The organism is Bradyrhizobium sp. RP6 (genome assembly GCF_003837805.1).
GTDB lineage: Bacteria > Pseudomonadota > Alphaproteobacteria > Rhizobiales > Xanthobacteraceae > Bradyrhizobium.
The window spans coordinates 1-18,967 of the sequence record NZ_RQIT01000031.1; the positions used below are offsets into that span (position 1 = coordinate 1).

9 protein-coding genes and 3 pseudogenes are annotated in these 18,967 nt (G+C 57.7%); 6 read left to right on the forward strand and 6 right to left on the reverse strand.

The features are described from left to right. Positions 1-161: 161 nt before the first annotated feature. Positions 162-1,106: a GDP-L-fucose synthase family protein gene (locus tag EHH60_RS33650; RefSeq protein ID WP_124163586.1), complete on the reverse strand. Its 945-nt coding sequence runs from the start codon at positions 1,104-1,106 to the stop codon at positions 162-164. Then, on the reverse strand, positions 1,087-2,172 hold the full coding sequence (gene gmd / locus EHH60_RS33655) for a GDP-mannose 4,6-dehydratase (RefSeq protein ID WP_124163587.1): 1,086 nt from the start codon (positions 2,170-2,172) through the stop codon (positions 1,087-1,089). The genes EHH60_RS33650 and gmd overlap by 20 nt, the downstream gene beginning before the upstream one ends. Before the next feature lie 1,238 nt (positions 2,173-3,410). On the opposite strand from gmd, the gene glmS reads away from it, so the two are divergent. From glmS to EHH60_RS33670, 3 genes and pseudogenes are all read left to right on the forward strand, one after another. After that, complete coding sequence (glmS, locus tag EHH60_RS33660; protein WP_124163588.1) at positions 3,411-5,237, forward strand: glutamine--fructose-6-phosphate transaminase (isomerizing); 1,827 nt, start codon at positions 3,411-3,413, stop codon at positions 5,235-5,237. Positions 5,238-5,848: 611 nt separating this feature from the next. Further along, positions 5,849-6,673 carry an Effector protein NopP gene (locus EHH60_RS33665; protein ID WP_124163589.1) on the forward strand — a complete coding sequence of 275 codons (825 nt, stop codon included), beginning with the start codon at positions 5,849-5,851 and terminating at the stop codon, positions 6,671-6,673. 36 nt (positions 6,674-6,709) lie between these two features. Further along, positions 6,710-7,156 (forward strand): annotated as a pseudogene (locus EHH60_RS33670) (kinase/pyrophosphorylase); the annotation flags it as partial. A gap of 793 nt (positions 7,157-7,949) precedes the next feature. Here the strand turns inward: EHH60_RS33670 and EHH60_RS33675 are convergent. The 4 genes from EHH60_RS33675 to dctA form a co-directional block, all read right to left on the reverse strand. Next, positions 7,950-8,336, reverse strand: coding sequence for a response regulator transcription factor (locus tag EHH60_RS33675; protein ID WP_199752367.1), 387 nt, complete (start codon positions 8,334-8,336; stop codon positions 7,950-7,952). A gap of 87 nt (positions 8,337-8,423) precedes the next feature. Further along, complete coding sequence (locus EHH60_RS33680) at positions 8,424-9,107, reverse strand: response regulator transcription factor (protein ID WP_124163590.1); 684 nt, start codon at positions 9,105-9,107, stop codon at positions 8,424-8,426. Next, on the reverse strand, positions 9,104-11,776 hold the full coding sequence (locus EHH60_RS33685) for a PAS domain S-box protein (RefSeq protein WP_124163591.1): 2,673 nt from the start codon (positions 11,774-11,776) through the stop codon (positions 9,104-9,106). The genes EHH60_RS33680 and EHH60_RS33685 overlap by 4 nt, the downstream gene beginning before the upstream one ends. Positions 11,777-12,595: 819 nt before the next feature. After that, complete coding sequence (gene dctA, locus EHH60_RS33690) at positions 12,596-13,918, reverse strand: C4-dicarboxylate transporter DctA (protein ID WP_050996256.1); 1,323 nt, start codon at positions 13,916-13,918, stop codon at positions 12,596-12,598. A 1,125-nt stretch (positions 13,919-15,043) separates the two neighbouring features. On the opposite strand from dctA, the pseudogene EHH60_RS33695 reads away from it, so the two are divergent. From EHH60_RS33695 to EHH60_RS33705, 3 genes and pseudogenes are all read left to right on the forward strand, one after another. After that, positions 15,044-15,724, forward strand: a pseudogene (locus EHH60_RS33695) (molybdate ABC transporter permease subunit). A gap of 80 nt (positions 15,725-15,804) precedes the next feature. After that, positions 15,805-17,065 (forward strand): annotated as a pseudogene (locus EHH60_RS38725) (serine hydrolase domain-containing protein). A 798-nt stretch (positions 17,066-17,863) separates the two neighbouring features. Next, complete coding sequence (locus EHH60_RS33705; RefSeq protein ID WP_124163592.1) at positions 17,864-18,964, forward strand: hydrogenase small subunit; 1,101 nt, start codon at positions 17,864-17,866, stop codon at positions 18,962-18,964. Positions 18,965-18,967 lie beyond the last annotated feature (3 nt).

Consider the following 18,967-nt stretch of genomic DNA (forward strand, 5'->3'; position numbering starts at 1 on the left):
GCGGCACATTGCCGGAACGGCGTGGTCGACCAAATGCTACATGAACATGCGACCGCTCTATCAGCCACAACTCTCTGAAACCGGAGCCGTCGCCTGATCAAAAGTGCGAAAGATTCTGGACAGTACCCCTTTTCGAGAACAAGCCGATCACTCTTGTGCCGTCAATCGCTCTCAGCGCGAAAGGCCCGGTATGCCAGCTGAATGCCGTCCTTGAGCGAGGTGGTGGCGCGCCAGCCGAGCCCGGACAGCCGACTGACGTCGAGCAGCTTGCGCGGCGTTCCGTCCGGGCGCGACGTGTCGAAGCTGATCTCTCCGCGAAAGCCGACGGCGGCCGCAACCATGAGTGATAACTCGGCGATGCTGATGTCCTCCCCGGTGCCGATATTGACCGGTTCTGGCGAGGAATAGGTCTTCATCAAATGGATGCAGGCGTCAGCGAGATCGTCGACGTAGAGAAATTCGCGGCGCGGCTTGCCGGTACCCCACACCACGACGTTGCTGCGGCCCGCAATCTTGGCCTCGTGGAAGCGGCGGATCAGCGCGGCCATGACGTGGCTGTATTGTGGGTGATAATTGTCGCCTGGGCCGTATAGATTGGTCGGCATCACGCTGATGAAATCGGCGCCGTACTGGCTGCGATAGGCCTCGGCCATCTTGATGCCCGCGATCTTGGCGATTGCATAGGGCTCGTTGGTCGGTTCCAGGGGGCCGGTCAGCATCGAATCCTCTCGCAGCGGCTGCGGCGCCAAGCGTGGATAGATGCAGGAGGAGCCGAAGAACATCAGCTTCTCGCATCTGTTGGCATGGGCCGCCTGGATCACGTTGCTCGATATTGCGAGGTTGTCGTGGAGAAACTCGGCGCGCAGCGTGTTGTTGGCGACGATGCCGCCGACCTTGGCAGCGGCGAGGAACACGGCCTGCGGCCTCTTCGCTCCAAACCAGGCAGTCACCGCGGCTTGGTCGCGCAGGTCAACCTCGCTTCGCGACACCGTCAAGAGATGGACGTGCTCGCGTGCCAGCCGGCGCATCAGCGCTGCGCCGACCATGCCGCGATGGCCGCCGACGAAAACCGTCTTGCCTTTCAGCTCAAACGCCGCGCTTGCCATTTGCTGCGTCCTGTCTGGCTTGGACGAGATCGCTGGCGACCATTTCCTTCACCATTTGCGAGAACGACGTTTTCGGCGCCCAGCCGAGTTTCGCGCGCGCCTTGCTGGCGTCCCCGATCAGGAGATCGACCTCGGTCGGACGGAAATAGGTCGGATCGACCTGTACCAGGGTCTTGCCAGAAGCCTTATCGACGCCGACCTCCTCGACGCCCTTGCCATGCCATTCGATGCTGCGCCCGACCTCGGCAAACGCCAGCTCGACGAACTCGCGGACAGACCGCGTCTGGCCGGTCGCAAGCACGAAGTCACCGGGCTCGTCCACCTGCAGGATCCTGTGCATGCCTTCGACGTAGTCGCGGGCATGGCCCCAGTCGCGCTTGGCGTCGAGATTTCCGAGATAGAGCTTGTTCTCGAGGCCGACCTCGATGCCGGCGACTGCGCGGGTGATCTTGCGGGTCACGAAAGTCTCGCCGCGGATGGGACTCTCATGGTTGAACAGGATGCCGTTGCTCGCGAACATACCGTAGGCCTCACGGTAGTTCACCGTAATCCAGTAGCCATAGAGCTTGGCGACGCCATAGGGCGAACGCGGATAAAATGGCGTGGTTTCCTTCTGTGGCACCTCTTGCACGAGGCCGTAAAGCTCGGAGGTTGAGGCTTGGTAGAAGCGCGTCTCCTTTTCCATGCCGAGGATGCGGATAGCTTCCAACAGGCGCAGCACACCGATCGCGTCGGCATTGGCGGTGTATTCCGGGCACTCGAAACCGACCTGGACGTGGCTCTGTGCGGCCAGATTATAGATTTCGGTCGGCCGAATTTGCTGCACAAGCCGGATCAGGTTGGACGAATCGGTCATGTCTCCATAGTGCATTAGGAACGGCACATCGGCGGCGTGCGGGTCCTTGTAGAGATGATCGACGCGCGCGGTGTTGAAGGAGGACGACCGGCGCTTGACCCCATGCACGGTGTAGCCGAGACCTAGCAAATGCTGGGCGAGATATGCGCCATCTTGCCCGGTGACGCCGGTGATCATCGCCACGCGCCGGTTTGGATTGTGAGCCGCCATGATCTCGCTTCGTTGCGCCGGAAAGAGTTCGCTCTGAAGAACCGTTGCCTAGTCGCTTCCCGAAAATCGAGATGCGCACGCGCGCTACAATCTTAACTAAAGGAGCGCGATCGTTAGCCCCTGTCATACACCTCATGAAGAAATACACACCATATACATTGATTTATAGGTGGACTGACTTATTCCGACACATCGATCTTAAGAGATGAAAATCAGGCCACGTCGCAACGGCGATGATCCGAGGCAGGTGAGATGAATTGTAAGCGCCGGTACGCCCGCCCGGGCGCGCTTGCCGCCTGGCTATGTCGCCAACGAGACAGATGCCGTCCATCTGTGAGCCTTATCGATCCTCACGAGCATGTATGGATCCGCGCGCTCTCATCGGGGCGCAGAGGAGCGGCGGGGTTGCGGCTTCCGAATAGAAGAACCCGTCTTATCTGTCGGCATAAAATTATAATCCACGCCGTTCCCTAATATCAGGTTTGCAGTAGGCGATGCACAGCCGACGCAAGACAAAGGACTGGCAAACGTTGGTATAGACCGTCGAACGTTTCGATATCGAAAGTTTACGTTAGTACAATGGAGCTTCGACGCCGATCTTTTAATCTTGACCGAACGTAAGTTGCCTCAGTCCGAGTATGACAAGTCTCTTAAAGTCCGCGCCGGAAATTTGTTCCCGGGAGAACTGGATAATTCAAGCTAGAGCCGCTGCGCAGGTATATCACCAGCGGACCATGTAGAGGATGTGGGCAGCGTTCTTTTTTCTGCCTGAAATGGAGAGAAGCCGAGACGAAACGTGACCCCTATCGAGGAGTCGATCCTGAGCATCGACGCAGTTGTTGCCGGATCAACTTCATCCGGTAGGCCAGTATCGCTGCTCATTTCTTTTTGGAGACTTAGAAGTGAGAGTCGTGAGATGGCTCATCAGTAAGGGGGAGGCTGTTTGTGCCAAGCTGGATGTCGCCCTGCATGCGCAACTGCACGTTTGGCTCTCGTCGAGGCGGTCACGGTGTTGGCGATCCCGTCGCAGCGTCATTCGACTAGATAGCCAAAGGGTGGAATGAAGCCGACGAACAATGATGGCTGAAAGAGATCTAAATCACGCGGGCGAATGGGGATGCGATAAAGACGGCCGCGGAAGATTCCGAACAACCCGTTGTTATCGGGCAAGCGAGTTCTATCACGGGCTCCTATAGCGCGGACGCCGGACTCCTCGAACTTGGGCTGCATGGATTAATATGTGTGGAATTATTGGCATTTTGGGACGTGGTCCGGTCGTTGGGCAGTTAGTTGCGTCGCTCAGGCGACTGGAATATCGAGGCTACGACTCAGCGGGTCTCGCGACTCTAGAAGGTCTCCGTATCGAGCGCCGCCGCGCTCAAGGTAAGCTGAGAAACCTTGAGGAGCAGTTGAGCTACAGTCCCCCTGCAGGTCAAAGCGGCATCGGTCACACCCGCTGGGCGACTCATGGAAAGCCGACCGAGAGCAATGCTCATCCGCATGCGACGGAAAATGTCGCGGTCGTGCATAACGGGATCATTGAGAATTTCCGCGAGCTGCGAGCGGAGCTGGAACGAAATGGAGCCGAGTTTTACTCAGAGACGGACACCGAGGTTGTGGTGCATCTCGTCGAATTCTACCTCAAAAATGGCTACTCACCGCAGGATGCGGTGCAGGCGTCGTTGCCGCGCTTGCGCGGTGCCTTCGCGTTGGCATTCCTTTTCAAGGGGCACGACGACCTTTTGATCGGTGCGTGCAAAGGGTCGCCCCTTGCGATCGGACATGGTAACGGTGAAGTGTACTTAGGATCTGATGCGCTCGCGCTCGCGCCTTTGACCGATACCATTACTTATCTTGAGGACGGTGACTGGGTCGTGCTTACACGCGCGACGTGCGTGATCTATGGTACAGACGGCTCTGTCGTCCCACGAGAAACATCAAAGTCTGATGTATCGTCTCTCCTTGCGGACAAGGCGAATTATCGCCACTTCATGGCTAAGGAAATCCACGAGCAGCCGACAGTTGTCGGCAAGACATTGGCGCATTATCTCGATCTGGCGGCCAAACGGGTAGCGCTGCCGTTCGCGTTGCCGTTCGACTTCAATTCCATTGAGCGCATTTCAATTACTGCGTGCGGCACGGCAAGCTACGCCGGCCACATCGCGAAATACTGGTTCGAGCGGCTGTCGCGTTTGTCTGTCGAGATAGATGTAGCCTCTGAGTTCCGCTACCGGGAGGCGCCTCTGCGCCGGGGCGATCTTGCGATCGTCATCTCGCAATCGGGCGAGACCGCCGACACACTAGCTGCGTTGCGATACGCCAAGGGCCAGGGCCTGCACACGATATCTGTCGTTAATGTCCCGACGTCGACGATTGCGCGCGAGAGCGAATCCGTTCTGCCGACGCTGGCGGGGGCAGAAATCGGCGTCGCTTCCACCAAGGCATTCCTCTGCCAGCTGATGGTACTGGCGGTGCTTGCCATCGCAGCAGGGAGAGAGCGAGGCAAGCTGTCTGAAATCGATGAATCGAAGCTCGTGCAAGAGCTCATCGAGATGCCGCGGTTGATTGCTGCGGCCTTGTTGGTCGAGCCGCAGATTGAGAAGCTCGCGCGCTATATCGCCGGCGCTAGGGCCGCACTCTACCTCGGTCGTGGCACATCGGCGCCTCTGGCGTTGGAGGGCGCGCTCAAGCTGAAGGAAATTTCCTACATCCACTCAGAAGGTTATGCCGCCGGCGAGCTCAAGCACGGGCCGATCGCACTCGTCGATGAGGCTATGCCTGTGGTGGTGATCGCGCCTTACGACGGCGTTTTCGAGAAGACCATTTCGAACATGCAAGAAGTGGCGGCTCGGGGCGGCAAGATCATCCTGATCACCGATGCGAAGGGCGCTTCGGAAGCGACGGTGGACACGCTCGTGACCATCGTTCTGCCGACAATGGTCGCAAGCTTTACGCCGATGGTCTATGCCATTCCGGTCCAGCTCTTGGCTTACCATACCGGCGTCGTAAGCGGCGCGGACGTCGATCAGCCGCGTAATCTCGCAAAATCGGTCACTGTGGAATGAGGCTGCAGTGTTGGGTATCGAGATGGATCTCGACGAGTTCCCAATCCGAAGTCGCTGGTAGCTGCCGTGCGGTCGTGCAACCTCAACCGATACTACCGTCAGCCCGCCTTGGTGTAGTAGGACTGGTCACCCTAGCGGCGGCGCGGGATGCCTCTGGGCTTGCAATGTGCTGGCGAAGCCGTTCAGGAGGCGTTGCAATCCGCCACAGGATGCCAAGAGTTCCAGGCTTGTTGGCCTAATGATGCTCCAAGCCGTATCTGGGATTGAACGGTCGCGATGCAGTCGTCATGAAGCACGCGCTCTACAATGCCGTTCTGCATAGTATCGCGATCTATGGGAAGGATCTGATTGGCGTCCGCAGGTGAATGGTCAATCGACCGTTCCCAATGGAGGCGGATCCTCGCACTGCTCGCTTCTCATCCGACCTAGTGAATGGCAGTGGGCGAGCGCGCCGCCGTTCCATTAGAAGCAGGTCCTGTGTCCGCTAACGTGAGGGCGGCCAACAGCATCACGTCAGGTTTTGGTAAGCCCGAGTCCCTATCTGCGCCGCATGGCCTAGCAAGCCTGAACTAGACGTGGAAACTGCATGTCCGACCGGAGTACCAATTGCCATGTATAATCGGATCAATGGCTCGTCTTATTTCACATCCTCTCCCCTTGACGAGGCTGATGAGCAAAACGACGCAGACACTTTCGCGGATGCGTTTCGGCAACTGCGCTTAGCCCCGCCAAACTCCAGCGGTACTTCGACTTCGGCAGCACGGCCCTATTGGCTTGATTCAAGCCCGCCTGTCGTAGAGATCGATAAGAGGTCGTTCAGAAAAGCAGCAGAGGGCTATCACAGCGACGAAATCAGGAAAATCGCCGATAACCCACAAGAATATTCGGACTTCGTCTCTCAGAAAGCGGCGCGAACTGCAGAGGTTGCTGAGGAGTATGGAACAACTCAAGATTCTGTAAATGCGCGATACTTCAGCTATCAATTAGGAAACAAGAGTGTCGGTCTTCTTCGAATGGAAGGGGGCGACAGCATGACGAATTTTGACGTGGAAAAGTGGCAGGAGCTGTTTCCCGGGCGACCTGGGACGACCGCCACTGTAGATCTCCAGGTCGTTCATCCTCTTGTCGAGAACGCCGGCGATATTCTGCTCGAGCATCAACTTGGAATGGCCGGTGAACGGCCACTGCTGAATTTGCGTCCGGCTAATCCGGAGGCAAGAGCCCGTGCTGCAAAGATGGGGTTCGTCGAGGTTGACGCCGATAACATGGTTCTCGACCCAGTGAAGTCAGACAAGTGGGTGAGGAATGGCGACGGCAAGTGGCAGCGAGAAGGCACCGCTTCGCGGTATCTTCGCAAAGCTGACGACAGCCAAGACCGTAAAGTCGAGATGCCAGCGAGTGCTTCAACATACGATTATGAGGATGATTTCATGTGACCATGGAATTGCCGGCATTTGGCCTCGTGGAAGAAATCGATGGCGCGCGCGGTTGCGGCCCAATACGCCAACGTGACGCCGGTCGAGCACGTCTATCCGCTGGTGCGCAGTCAGAAGCAGCTCGACCGCGTGCTCGATGAGATCGAGGAAGCGCCCGGGATCGTGCTGTTCACCCTGCTCGAGAAGGATCTGGTCGCGAGACTCGAGGATAAGTGCAAGCAGATCAACGTTCTGAGCCTGTCGATCATCGGTCCGGTGATGCAGCTGTTTGAAGCCTATCTGGGCGCGGCGACCACCGGCCGAGTCGGTGCCCAGCACGTGCTCAATGCGGAATATTTCAAGCGCATCGACGCCTTGAACTACACGATGATTCACGACGATGGTCAGCACGTCGAAGGTCTCGACGAGGCCGACGTGGTGCTGGTCGGCGTGTCCCGCACCTCTCTAGCCTGCTCCGCACTTCTCTGCGGCGGCGGCGGCGTTTAGCTCAGAGTTCCTCGTTTGACTCAGAATGCTCTCTCCTCAGTTCTCCTTTGGCTTAGCAGTTGCTGATTGTTCGCGCCTGGGAAGTAGGGCTTCTTGTACAAGCCTATTGCTGAGAATGCTCGCCTGCGGCGACGACCTGTTGTGACCCCGGGGCCGGCCGTTTGGCCGGCACGTGTGGCGCCGAGCACGTTGGACGGCTGGGACCACAACTCTTCCGCAGATGAAGCTCGCGAAGAAATAACGGCGTGGGCGCCTGACGATAGTCAGTCGCAACAATGTACAGCGAAGCGGCCGCCCAACGGACAAGCCGGGCCCCGCAAGCGTCAACGGACGTAACGATGCGGTGAGCACGAGCATAGTGCAGAACGCTCTCACCAGAAAAGGGATGCCCAATACATGGGGGGGCTGCTGAGCGAAGCTCCGTTGTCATCGTCACCGCTGTGGGGCTGCACAGCCAATCTCGTGCTTGCCGGGCCATCTCGGCACTCTGCAATGGAATATATAGCCTCGCTCCAGATGGAGCTAAGAAGTGCTTTAGCGCAACGACGGCTCTGGGTCAGCCTTACGATGAGCGTTGGCGTGGAATCAGTCGAGTTGGCGTGCCAGCGTCTCTCGCAGGATAGACTGTTCTGCAGCCTCCCATGTCCGTAAAGCGTGGACGGGCAAGAAATTGCTGGCCGCTAGCATATTTATAGTAAGCCCGGGTTCGGACTGCGAAGACGTTGCCAGGTGGCGTGATTGTCGCCCACGAGCGTTTAGATCGGACATGAACTCAAGCTGCAGGTTGGAATCAGATATCGCCTCGGGCGCCAGATGCCTTCAGTGCGCTGTCGAGGCACTTAAGTAACTCTTGTCCGCCAAATGGTTTGGCGAGGAAGCCAATTGCTCCCGCGTCCAGGGCTGACGTGCGCACACGCTCGCTGGGGAAAGCGGTAATGAAAATGAAAGGTGCTTCGTAACCACGCGTCCGCATCTGTTCCAGCAGCTCCAGCCCGCTCATAGTCGACATCTGCACATCGGTAATGACACAGGATATCTCGTTCAACTGCGGCGACTGCAGGAGCGCCTCGGCCGAAGCAAATATCTGCACGACGTAGCCACGCGATTTTAAGAGGTTCCCTGTCGCCGCACGGACTGAGGCGTCGTCGTCAACGACGGAAATCAAAGGCGTGGACAAGATGAGCCCTCCTGACGCGGGAACAGCGGCTGCCAAAGCACTAGCCACCTTCGGCGAAAGATGGGCTGGAGAGATGAAGCTGTAAAATCATACTTGCGTTTGTTCGGGACGATTTGCGCGGAGCCCCAGCGTCTCGCTCATTCTGATCAGCTCGGCGAGCGACCGGGCACGCATCTTTTTCATGACGTGACCCCGGTAGATCTTGACGGTAATCTCGGCGAGCCCAAGTTCGGCGGCTACCTGCTTGTTCATCAGGCCGGCCGTGACCAGTTTCATCACCGCCTGCTCTCGCGGGCTTAAGGTCTCAAATAAAGACTGCAGGTTCGCGACGGTCCGCTGAGCTTCCCGTCTTTTGCGATCGCGTTCGGTCGCCGCAACCACAGCATCAAGCAGTTCCTGATCGCGGAAGGGCTTGCTGAGAAAATCGACCGCACCTCCCTTCATGGCCCTGACGGTCATGGGAATGTCGCCATGACCGGTGATGAAAATGATGGGGATTTGTATGTTCAACCTGGCCAGCTCGGTCTGGTAGTCAAGGCCGCTCAGGCCCGGCAGCCGGACATCAAGAACTAGACAGCTTGGGACGTCCGGAATTGTGCTCTGCAGCATTTCCCGGGCCGATCCGAACGCAACGGCCTCCAATCCTACCTGTTTAAAGAGATTAGTAAGCGAGCGGCGCACTGAGATGTCATCCTCAACGACAAAGACGATCGCCTTCGTCGAGGCCTCGGCACTGCTACCCTCACTTGGCGAGTCAAATGGTCCTGTCACTGGATGGCCTCCTTATGCACGGGCAGGACAAACTGGAAGGTCGCGCCCGGTTCATCTTTCTGAAGAAACGATAGCCGCCCTCCGTGAGCTTCCACGATAGAACGGCAGATCGAAAGTCCCATTCCAAGGCCACTCGACTTGGTGGTGAAGAAGGGATCCAAGACGTGGTCAGCGTCCTTCTCAGCGATCCCGACGCCGCAATCGGCCACGGCAAGCTGCACGCGCCCCAGATCGTCCTTGGATGATTTAATCAGAAGTTCGCGCGGCCGGTCTGTAATTGCGTCCATCGCCTCGATTCCGTTCATTACCAGATTGATGATCACCTGTTGTAGCTGAATTCGATCACCCAGGATCCTAGGCAGCACGGCCGTCAACTCGGTTCGCAACGTCACCCGGTGGCTCACCAGCTCTCGTGTTATCAGCGCAATGACGTCCCTGACGACATCATTAATGTCGAGCGGCACCATCTCAATCTCGCCTTTCTTCGCGAGTGCGCGAACACTACGGATCACCTCGCTTGCCCGGATCGCGTCTTCGATGATCCATTCCACTGAAGAGCGCGCTTCGGCAAGATCAGGAGCTTCGCGAGCCATCCATCCGATGCACGCATCGGCGTTGGTGAGAATAGCGGCGAGTGGCTGGTTTATCTCGTGCGCGATGGAGGTTGTCAGTTCTCCTAACGTCGTTACGCGCGTCACATGGGCAAGCTCCGCCTGTGCCTTTCGCAGGTCTTGTTCGGCCTGATCGGCGCGAATAATGGCCGTGATGTCAGTGCTGACGCCACGGTAACCCAGAAAATTGCCGTTTCCGTCGAAGAAAGGTTTGCCACTCGTGCGCACGTAGATCGGAGATCCCGTCCTATTCACCGTGCGGTAGACCAGATCCCGAAACGGCTGATGCGCCTGCAACGTCGCCCGGTGCTGCCGCCACTTTTCGGGCTCGTCTTCGACGTCGCACGCAATCTCCCAGCGAAGCAGGTCTATCAATCCTGTGGCCAAAATTCCTGCAGTGCTGGTGTGCTCGGATAAGCGAGTGACCCGATGATCTGGACCGGTCTCCCAGAGCCAGTCGGAAGCTGTCTCGGCGTAGTCGCGAAAGCGCTGTTCGCTTTCGCGCAGCGCGACAAGTGTGTTTTCCAGGCGTTCCCTAGCTGCGTGTTGATCGGTGACATCCATATGTGTTCCAATCAGCTCGCTGACCTTACCATCGCTAGCGACGACAACATGCGCAACGGAGTGTATACGCCGTATCCCGCCATCTGGCAGAAGAACACGGAAATCATACTCGAACCGCTCCTGCTCCTTTTCTCTCGCCTGGCGCTGCACCTCCTGTAACCGCGGCAAGTCTTCCGGATGGATGCGCGAGCGAATGGTCTCTATCGATACCGGCTCTTGCGGGTTAAAGCCAAACAGTCGATCAACTTCCGCGGAGCGATAAACGAAATCTAGACCGTGGACGTCCCAAGACCAGCTGCCTGTGTGGGTGAGATGCTGGGCCTCGGCCAGATAGGCCTCGCTGCGACGCAACTGCTGTTCTGCTCTCCTCGCTGCCGTAATATCGGTAGCTGCCCCAACAAACTCGATTTCACCAGAAGCGGTTCTCGTAAGCCGTGCCTTCGCATGGATGTGCTTCACAGAGCCGTCTGGTAGCCGCAATCGATATTCGTGCTCGAAATCGCTCAACTCCCGCATCGCTCCATCGATAACCTGTTTAACCGAAGCCCGATCATCTGGGTGAGTGCGATCAACGACAAGCTGCGGCGAGGGAGTCGTTTGAGGATCCAATTGGAAAATCCGAAATGTTTCCTTTGACCAGAACGCCTCGCCAGTGGTGGCGTTCCAGCTGAAGCTGCCTGTATGACTCAACTCCTGCGCTTGAGCCAAATGCGCTTCGCTCCGCTGCAGGGCAAGTTCGGTCTGCTTTCGCTCCGTGACATCTTCGCAGGCGATAAGGACAATAGGCCGGTCGTCGGCCCAAAGCATGGCCTTGGCGTTTTCACGTACCCACAATACGGAGCCGTCCTTCCTGACTTTCTGGACGTCCCACATGCGCGATTGTCCAATATCCTCAAGGCACGCCCGAATGCATTTGTGAACGAATGCGCGATCCTCCTCAAGAAATATGCAGAGCACGGAGTGGCCGATCAGTTCTGCAGGAGCATAGCCGAGTTGGGTCGCGCCGAATGTATTGACGTTAAGGACAGTGCCGGCTTCGTCGACCATGAAGTACATGGCCGGATTGTGCTCGAAGATTGCTCGCCACCGTTTTTCACGATCCTCCAAATCCGCCGCACTCCGCTGAAGCTTGACCGCAGCCACACGCGCAGCCTCTCTTTCCTGGCGGAGCTTTCCGATCAAGTACGTTCCTACGATTGACACAATAAAGAATGCGACAACCACTGGAAGATCGCGGGGGTCATCGATTTGTAGGCTGAACGCCGGCGGCGCAAAGTAGTATGCGAGAGCAGCGATTGCCATGATGCAAAGCGCGGATGACGCGATGAAGCTGCCCATCAACGAAAATAGCAAGACTACTAACAAATAGGCGAACGCCGTCGCGGCGAAATGGGCATTAAGGTACACGCAACTCAGTGTAACAGCGGCTAAGGTTATGCCGCCGAAGGTCAACTGAGGGGCTGAACGTTTAAGACTGCTGATCTGGATAGACATTTTGAGACCGTCCGGCCTGTTCTCCGGCGGGAGAGCTATAGCATTTTAGGCAAAAATGGGGCAATCCTCGACGCTTGGATCGAGCGTGTCCGAGATTGATCACCTGCGGCCGAACTCAGCACGCGCGGGGAAAAAACGCATCATAAACGTACGTATAGTTGTCCTAAATCTTTCGATGAGGCGTCGCTGACCCTGCGGCAGTCGAAGCTGAAACCTCTGCTTTGCTCCCCTGCCGATAGCCTTGCCGGCAGTCGCTCGAGCCTGCGAGCCGATGCACCCCCTTTACGCCCGCGGACGAGGACAGCGGTTTTTGTTCAGCCGAGAGGTTGAAGCGAAACGATCAGGCGGGTCTCCGGACCGGCAACGAACAGAAACAAGCGGGCGAACCACTCATCTCGCCGGCACAGTCGGTTCTGCGGAGGAAAGCGCAACGTTCATGTGCCGAGACAGGAAGGCCAAGTTGCGCGAACCACCTGGCGATTAGGCCATCACGCCTAGCTGCGGAGGAGTCGTCTCCAATTGGTTTCGGTGGAATCGAGCGCCGACATGACACCGAACCGACGGTGTGGACGACTCGCCGCATTCAGATGGACGGTAGCCGTGACCACCCAAGGAGGCGCCTTGAAGAAGCCCCTAGTTCTTTGATCGCGTGCTTTTCAGGGGCAGCTGCCTGGCGGCGACGCGGAGCAAGAGCTGTGCACTGGAGAGCGCACGAGACAGTGCCGGCTCGCCTTAAGTCGGCTTGGCCGATTCGAAGTACGAGAAATGTGTCTCTTGCATTCAATTCGTGTTCGGATGGTGGCGGTTAAGATCCGGGACCTACTTCATTGTGCTTGTAGGGTCGATAGTGGTCGAAACTGTGGGCTGGTTGAGCCGAGCCTGCAGCGTTCCGTGCTCTAGCTCGTCTTCCCACCAGGATACGAACACGGCTGCGATGCCATTGCCGATGATGTTCGTCAGGGCGCGCACCTCGCTCATGAACTTGTCGATCGAAAATACGATTGCCATGCCCGGCACAAGCGCTGGGTTTACCACCGACAATGTCGCAGCGAGGGTGATGAAGCCAGCGCCGGTGACGCCGCTCGCTCCCTTCGACGTTAGCATTGCCACGAGCAAGATCGTGAGCTGCTGGTTAAAGGAGAGATCGACCCCGAGTGCCTGGGCAATGAACAAGGTTGCAAGTGTCATGTAGATGTTGGTGCCGTCGAGGTTGAAGGAATAGCCAGTTGGCACCACCAGTCCGACGACCGTCTTCGAGCAGCCCAGCCGCTCGAGCTTCTCCATCAATTGCGGCAGCGCGCTTTCGGAGGATGACGTACCGAGCACGATCAGAATCTCGTCTTTGATATAGACAAGAAACTTGAAAATCGAAAAACCGACGAGGCGCGCGATCAGGCCGAGCACCACCACAACAAACAGCGCGGCTGTTGCGTAAAACAGCGCGATCAGACCGATCAAATTACCGAGTGCTGCCGGCCCAAACTTGCCGACCGTGAACGCCATGGCGCCGAAGGCGCCGACCGGGGCCGCTTTCATTACAATAGCGATTACGCCGAACACTGCGTGCGCGACGTCGTCAATCATGCCGCGCAGCCGCTCCCCACGTTTTCCCAGAGCCATCAGAGAAAAGCCGAAAAGGATCGCGAACAGTAGAACCTGCAGAACATCCCCGCGAGCGAAGGCGCCGACCACGCTATCGGGAATGATGTTGAGAAAAAAGTCGACGGTCTTCGAAGCTTCCGCCTGCTTGACGTAATTGGCGACCGCCGCAGCATCCGGCTTGACCGCAAGGCCATGGCCGATTTGGACGAGATTGCCCATAACAAGGCCCAACAGCAAGGCAAAGCTGGACACGATCTCGAAATAGAACAGCGCCTTCACGCCGACGCACCCCACTTTCTTCGCATCCTGAATATGCGCAATACCAGATGTGACGGTGCAGAAAATAATCGGCGCGATCACCATCTTGATGAGCTTGATGAACCCGTCACCGAGGGCCTTAATCCAGTCGTTGGTGGCTAGAGATGGCCAGAGGCAGCCGACCACGGCGCCCATAAAGATCGCGATCAGCACCTGAACGTAGAGTATCTTATACCAAGCTTGCGACGCGCGTGCAGGCGCCGCAGTTGCCATGGTGGTCATGACGCTTCCTTCCCGAATATACTCGAATGTGAGCCGCCGCGCTTCAGAGGCGGCAGCGTCATACGAGACTCATCATTTTAGCCGTGTCCGATTGAAGACGGTTCCGGGAGCCGGCGCGTCCTTCCAAAGGCAGGCGTGTAGTTACGTTGTCCATTCTCGTTAAGCAAGATATGCACCAGATGCCTAAGCGGCGGCCGATTGATCAGTCGTGGACAAGTCGTCTGCCTGGGCGGGATTGGCTGAGTCGAGCGCGGACCGCATTCGCAAGGTCGAAAAAATAATTGCAGCGTAGCGCGCATTGGCGGAGTTACGTCTCGACTGGGAGCCTTAGCGTGCTCGATATGCACACAGTGCTGAGATCGATGCAACAACACGTGGCATCGGTAAAATCGATAGTTTGGATTGCACGCATTTGCCGGATGGAAGCGCGGCTTGGAAAACAAGATTGTTCGTAAAAGCCATTGATGTAGGAACTACCGGCAAAGCTCGATGTGCACGGGGGCGTTTGTCTCCAGGCCTGTGCTGACGATCCGCATTGGCCAGGGCGGTCACGAGGCCGGCTTCGCTCACGGCCCCTCGCGCCTTTTGCGCCGTCGCAGAAGCAGCTTACAACGAGTTATCGGCTACCCGTTCCTGTTGCTGCCAAACGACGGGCTTCCTGCGGTCCGCTCCACTACCGGCGCGGCGAGCCGTCGACCAACCACACAGGGATCTCTTCGGCTGACAATTTCTAACGCTTCCTTGCAGGGCCGTCGCTGTCTGCTCGGAAACAAAGGTGCCGGAAACCTAACAGAGTGTTAGGTCCACTCCAAAGTGACGTCGCCGTCCACGCGAATTTCTCTCGCTGAGCATAGAGCTGCCACTGTTCGTACCCGGCACAGGAATTGCTGATGACAAATGAGAAGTTGCCGCCGTCATATGAACCGAAGCGGACCTGCCACAGGAGTTGTCGATGAGGCTTGCAATGCCGCTCTTGCTTGCACAAACGAAGCGCGTGAATTTGGCGGCCGCCACGAGCTGCCGCGCGACCAACGGGCGATTCGCGCCACCGCGCCGCGTGAGCCGCACGTGCAGGCCATCACTGTCAGGATACGTCGGCCCGCGCTCCCTGGCGGGCTGACGCAGATGGATGTGGTTTGGGCAGAGATTTCGCAATCCCTTGCGCTCACGATTGAGCTCGCCAGCTTGACGACCGTGATCCTTCTCTTGATTGGTGTGCCCCTGGCTTGGTGGCTAGCGCGCTCAAAGACCTTTGCGAGCGAGGCGGTGGCCACGTTGATCGCCCTGCCGCTGGTGCTGCCGCCAACGGCTCTCGGCTTTTGCGTCCTCGTTTTGCTCGGCCCCCACGGACCGGGTGGCGTTCTCGCCTCTTTCTGGGGCGAGCGCACGCTGGCCTTTACTTTCGCCGGAATCGTGGTCGGATCGGTCCTCTCGGCGCTGCCGTTAGTCGTGTAGCCGATCCGTAACGCCTTTGTTGCGATAGGCGATTTCCCCTTGGAGACGACCGGGCGCGTTTCGCCGTTGTATGCCTTCATCCCCATCACCGCGCCACTGGCGCGATTGGAATTTGTTAAAGCCGCCGTGGTTGGCTTTTCTCATACGATCGGCACATTCGGCGTCGTGATGATGATCGGCGGCAATATTCCTGGGCGCACTAAGGTGTTGTCGGCCTACGTCGTAGACTACGTCCAAGCGTCGCGCTGGCGTGAGGCAAGTGTGATTGCTGGTGGTATGGTGATGTTCGCCTTTACGACAATCTTCACTTTAGCGCTCATCGACAGACACTGTGCCAGGAGGGGCACCTAATCGTCTTAGGACTGCCGCCCGACATCCTAATGCGGGCGGCAGTCTTGCAAACTGGGCCCATCCATCCTTCCGAGGGTACAATGAACAAGCTTGCTATAGCCACGGCAGCTGCTGCATTCGCTCTCAATTCGGTGCACTCCGCGCCTCTGCCCGAAGCAGCGGCCGATGAGGTCGGCGTTTCTCAGCAGCGCCTTGCCAAGCTAGACGAGTTCTTCGCTCGCGAGATTGCAAGCAAACGCGTGCCGGGCGCGGTGATTGCAATCGCGAGAGACGGCAAGCTGATTCACTACAAAGCGTACGGCCAACTCGACCCCGTAAAAGGAAGCCCGATGCGGCTCGATGCGCTCTTCGCGCTTGCTTCTATGACCAAACCGATGGTGGCCGTTGCTGGGCTCATCCTTATGGAGGAAGGTCGCCTTCCTCTACACGCCAAGCTTACGGATTACTACCCGGAATTCGCAAACATGAAGGTGGCAGTGCCACAGCATGACGGATCATTAATATTTCAAACGCAGAGTTCTGCGATCTACATCCACGATCTTTATCGCCACACAACCGGACTCACCTACGGTGCGCCCGACAGCTCAGACCAAGTGGCGCGTCTCTATCCCGGTTTCGCCGACCCGCCCCTAAGGGGCGATAAGCAGGCTTTCATCGAAGCGATTACCAAGCTGCCGCTAGCGCACCAACCGGGGACGGAATTCGAATACGGCTTCTCGACCGATGTGCTGGGAGCTGTCATTGAACAGGGTCAGCGAACAGCGATTGGGCGACTATCTCATCCGCAATCTATGGAAGCCCATCAAAATACAAGATGCCACTTTCCGTTTGTCGGAATGGCAACGCGAGCGCCTCGCGCGTCCATTTTTCGGAGGACCCGCTGACGGGAAAGCCGCAAGACATCGAACTCCTCGAAAGCCAGACGAAGTTTGACCGCGGGGGAGCATGCGCATTTGCGACAGTCGGTGACTACGTGCGCTTTGGACAAATGCTGCTCAACGGCGGGGAGCTCGATGGGCAGCGGATTCTTGGTCCGAGGACGGTGCGCCACATGATCTCCAACCACCTCGGGCCAGGAATCAAAATAAAGTCGCCAATGTGGAAGCGCACCGTGCCGGCTTCGGGTTCGGGCTTGGAGTGGCTGTACGGCTAGCCGGGGGGCTTTCAGCGGTTCCGGGCAATCCAGGAGAGTTCACCTGGACCGGCGCCTACGGCACACAATTTTTCTGCGACCCAAAAGAGCGTCTGGTCGTGGTGGTCGGAACGGCGGCGCCCGGGGAAATCCGGAAGTACTACCGCGAACAAGTCCAGTATATCGTCTATGCCGCGATACTCCGATGATTTCACTTTCCCTCGAAAAGCTCGATGATCCGTTTTGGGTAGCAGACAGGCAGTGTTGCTAATACGGATCGATGTCGACTGAATGTAGGCGCCGTTGCCTTCTATCCGCGTCGGATGGATCGCACCAATGCTTCAAGACACGATCGCCTCCGCTGTCGCGAAGAAGCTCCTGCAAGCGGGTGAGTGTCGCGATGCGCCGCGACGTCGCGCCTTGCCACCGATTGGCTTGTGCGATGAACGCTCCTAGATGATATTAAACGTCCGGTCTCTTGCCCACAGCGCCGTTGCGATGAGGTGCGAGGAGGCGCTTTTACCAAAATCAGATCGAGTTGACCAGCTCCCAAAGCAACGTCAGCGGGGCGCATCGCGGCTCGGTCCATTGCGGCCTCTCTTCCTCGCTCGACGGCCGCTTTTGGACGGGCTGCCTGTGCAGTCGCGATCATGAGAGCTTGAACGCCTCGTTGGTCAGCAATCGGCAGGCCTGATTGGGAGCGGGCAGTGCGGTGCCCGTCCACTGCGCCAATTCTATTCGACAATCGGGCTGACGAGTGTCGCGATTGTAGGTTAGTCCCCGTGCAGTGGTGAACCTTCCTGCTGATTTGTTCAAGTGCTCACATCTTCAAAACTGAACACCATCAGCATGACAGATCCATGGCAAAGGGGCTGGCACGTGGCCGGGTTCACAATTGCGCAAATTTCGGCGGTCGCTTGATGTCTTAAGTGTTTCGCTTCGCTGGCCTGGTTCTTGCTAAACGTCAGTAATTCGTAACGGCCACGACTACTCACTTGGAAGGTTTCATGGATGATGCAACGGAAACGTTCTACAGCGTGATCAGACGTCAGGGTATCACGCGCCGTAGTTTCCACAAATTCTGTAGTGTGACGGCCGCGAGCTTGGGACTTGGTTCGCTCACCGCAAGCAATATTGCCCATGCCCTCGAAACCAAACCGCGTGTGCCCGTCATCTGGTTGCACGGGCTCGAGTGTACCTGTTGCTCGGAAAGCTTTATCCGCTCGGCCCATCCCTTGATTAAAGACGCGCTGCTGTCGATGATTTCGCTCGACTATGACGATACGATCATGGCGGCGGCTGGACACCAGGCTGAGGCCATCCTGGAAGAAACCCGTGCCAAGTACAAAGGCAGGTATGTGCTCGCAGTCGAAGGCAATCCGCCGTTGAAGGAGGGTGGCATGTTCTGCATTGACGGCGGCAAACCGTTCGTTGAGAAGCTCAGGTGGATGGCAGAAGGGGCCATGGCAATCATCGCTTGGGGCACGTGTGCGTCCTGGGGATGCGTGCAAGCGGCCAAGCCCAATCCGACTGGCGCGGCGCCAATCGATAAGGTGATCACCGACAAGCCCATCATCAAGGTGCCCGGGTGTCCTCCTATCGCAGAGATCATGAGTGGTCTCGTGACGTTCATCGTCACGTTCGGAAAGCTTCCGGAGCTCGATCGCCAAGGACGTCCAAGTATGTTTTATTCCGAGCGCATTCACGACAAGTGCTATCGGCGTTCCCATTTCGACGCTGGCCAATTCGTCGAAGAGTGGGACGATAGGTACGCCCGCAAGGGCTATTGCCTGTACAAGATGGGCTGCAAGGGGCCAACCACCTACAATGCCTGTTCGGCCGTTCGGTGGAACGGCGGCGTTTCATTTCCCGTTCAATCCGGTCACGGCTGCCTCGGCTGTTCTGAGGACGGCTTCTGGGACAAAGGGTCATTTTACGACCGACTTACAACCATCAAGCAGTTCGGCATTGAGGAGAACGCCGACAAGATCGGCATGGCCGCTGCCGGGGTGCTCGGGCTAACGGTTGCTGCCCATGCGGCGGTCACCGCCGTGAAGCGGTTGACCCACAAGCCGGATCGCGCGGCCGGTAAAGGCAAACCGAGTTGAGGA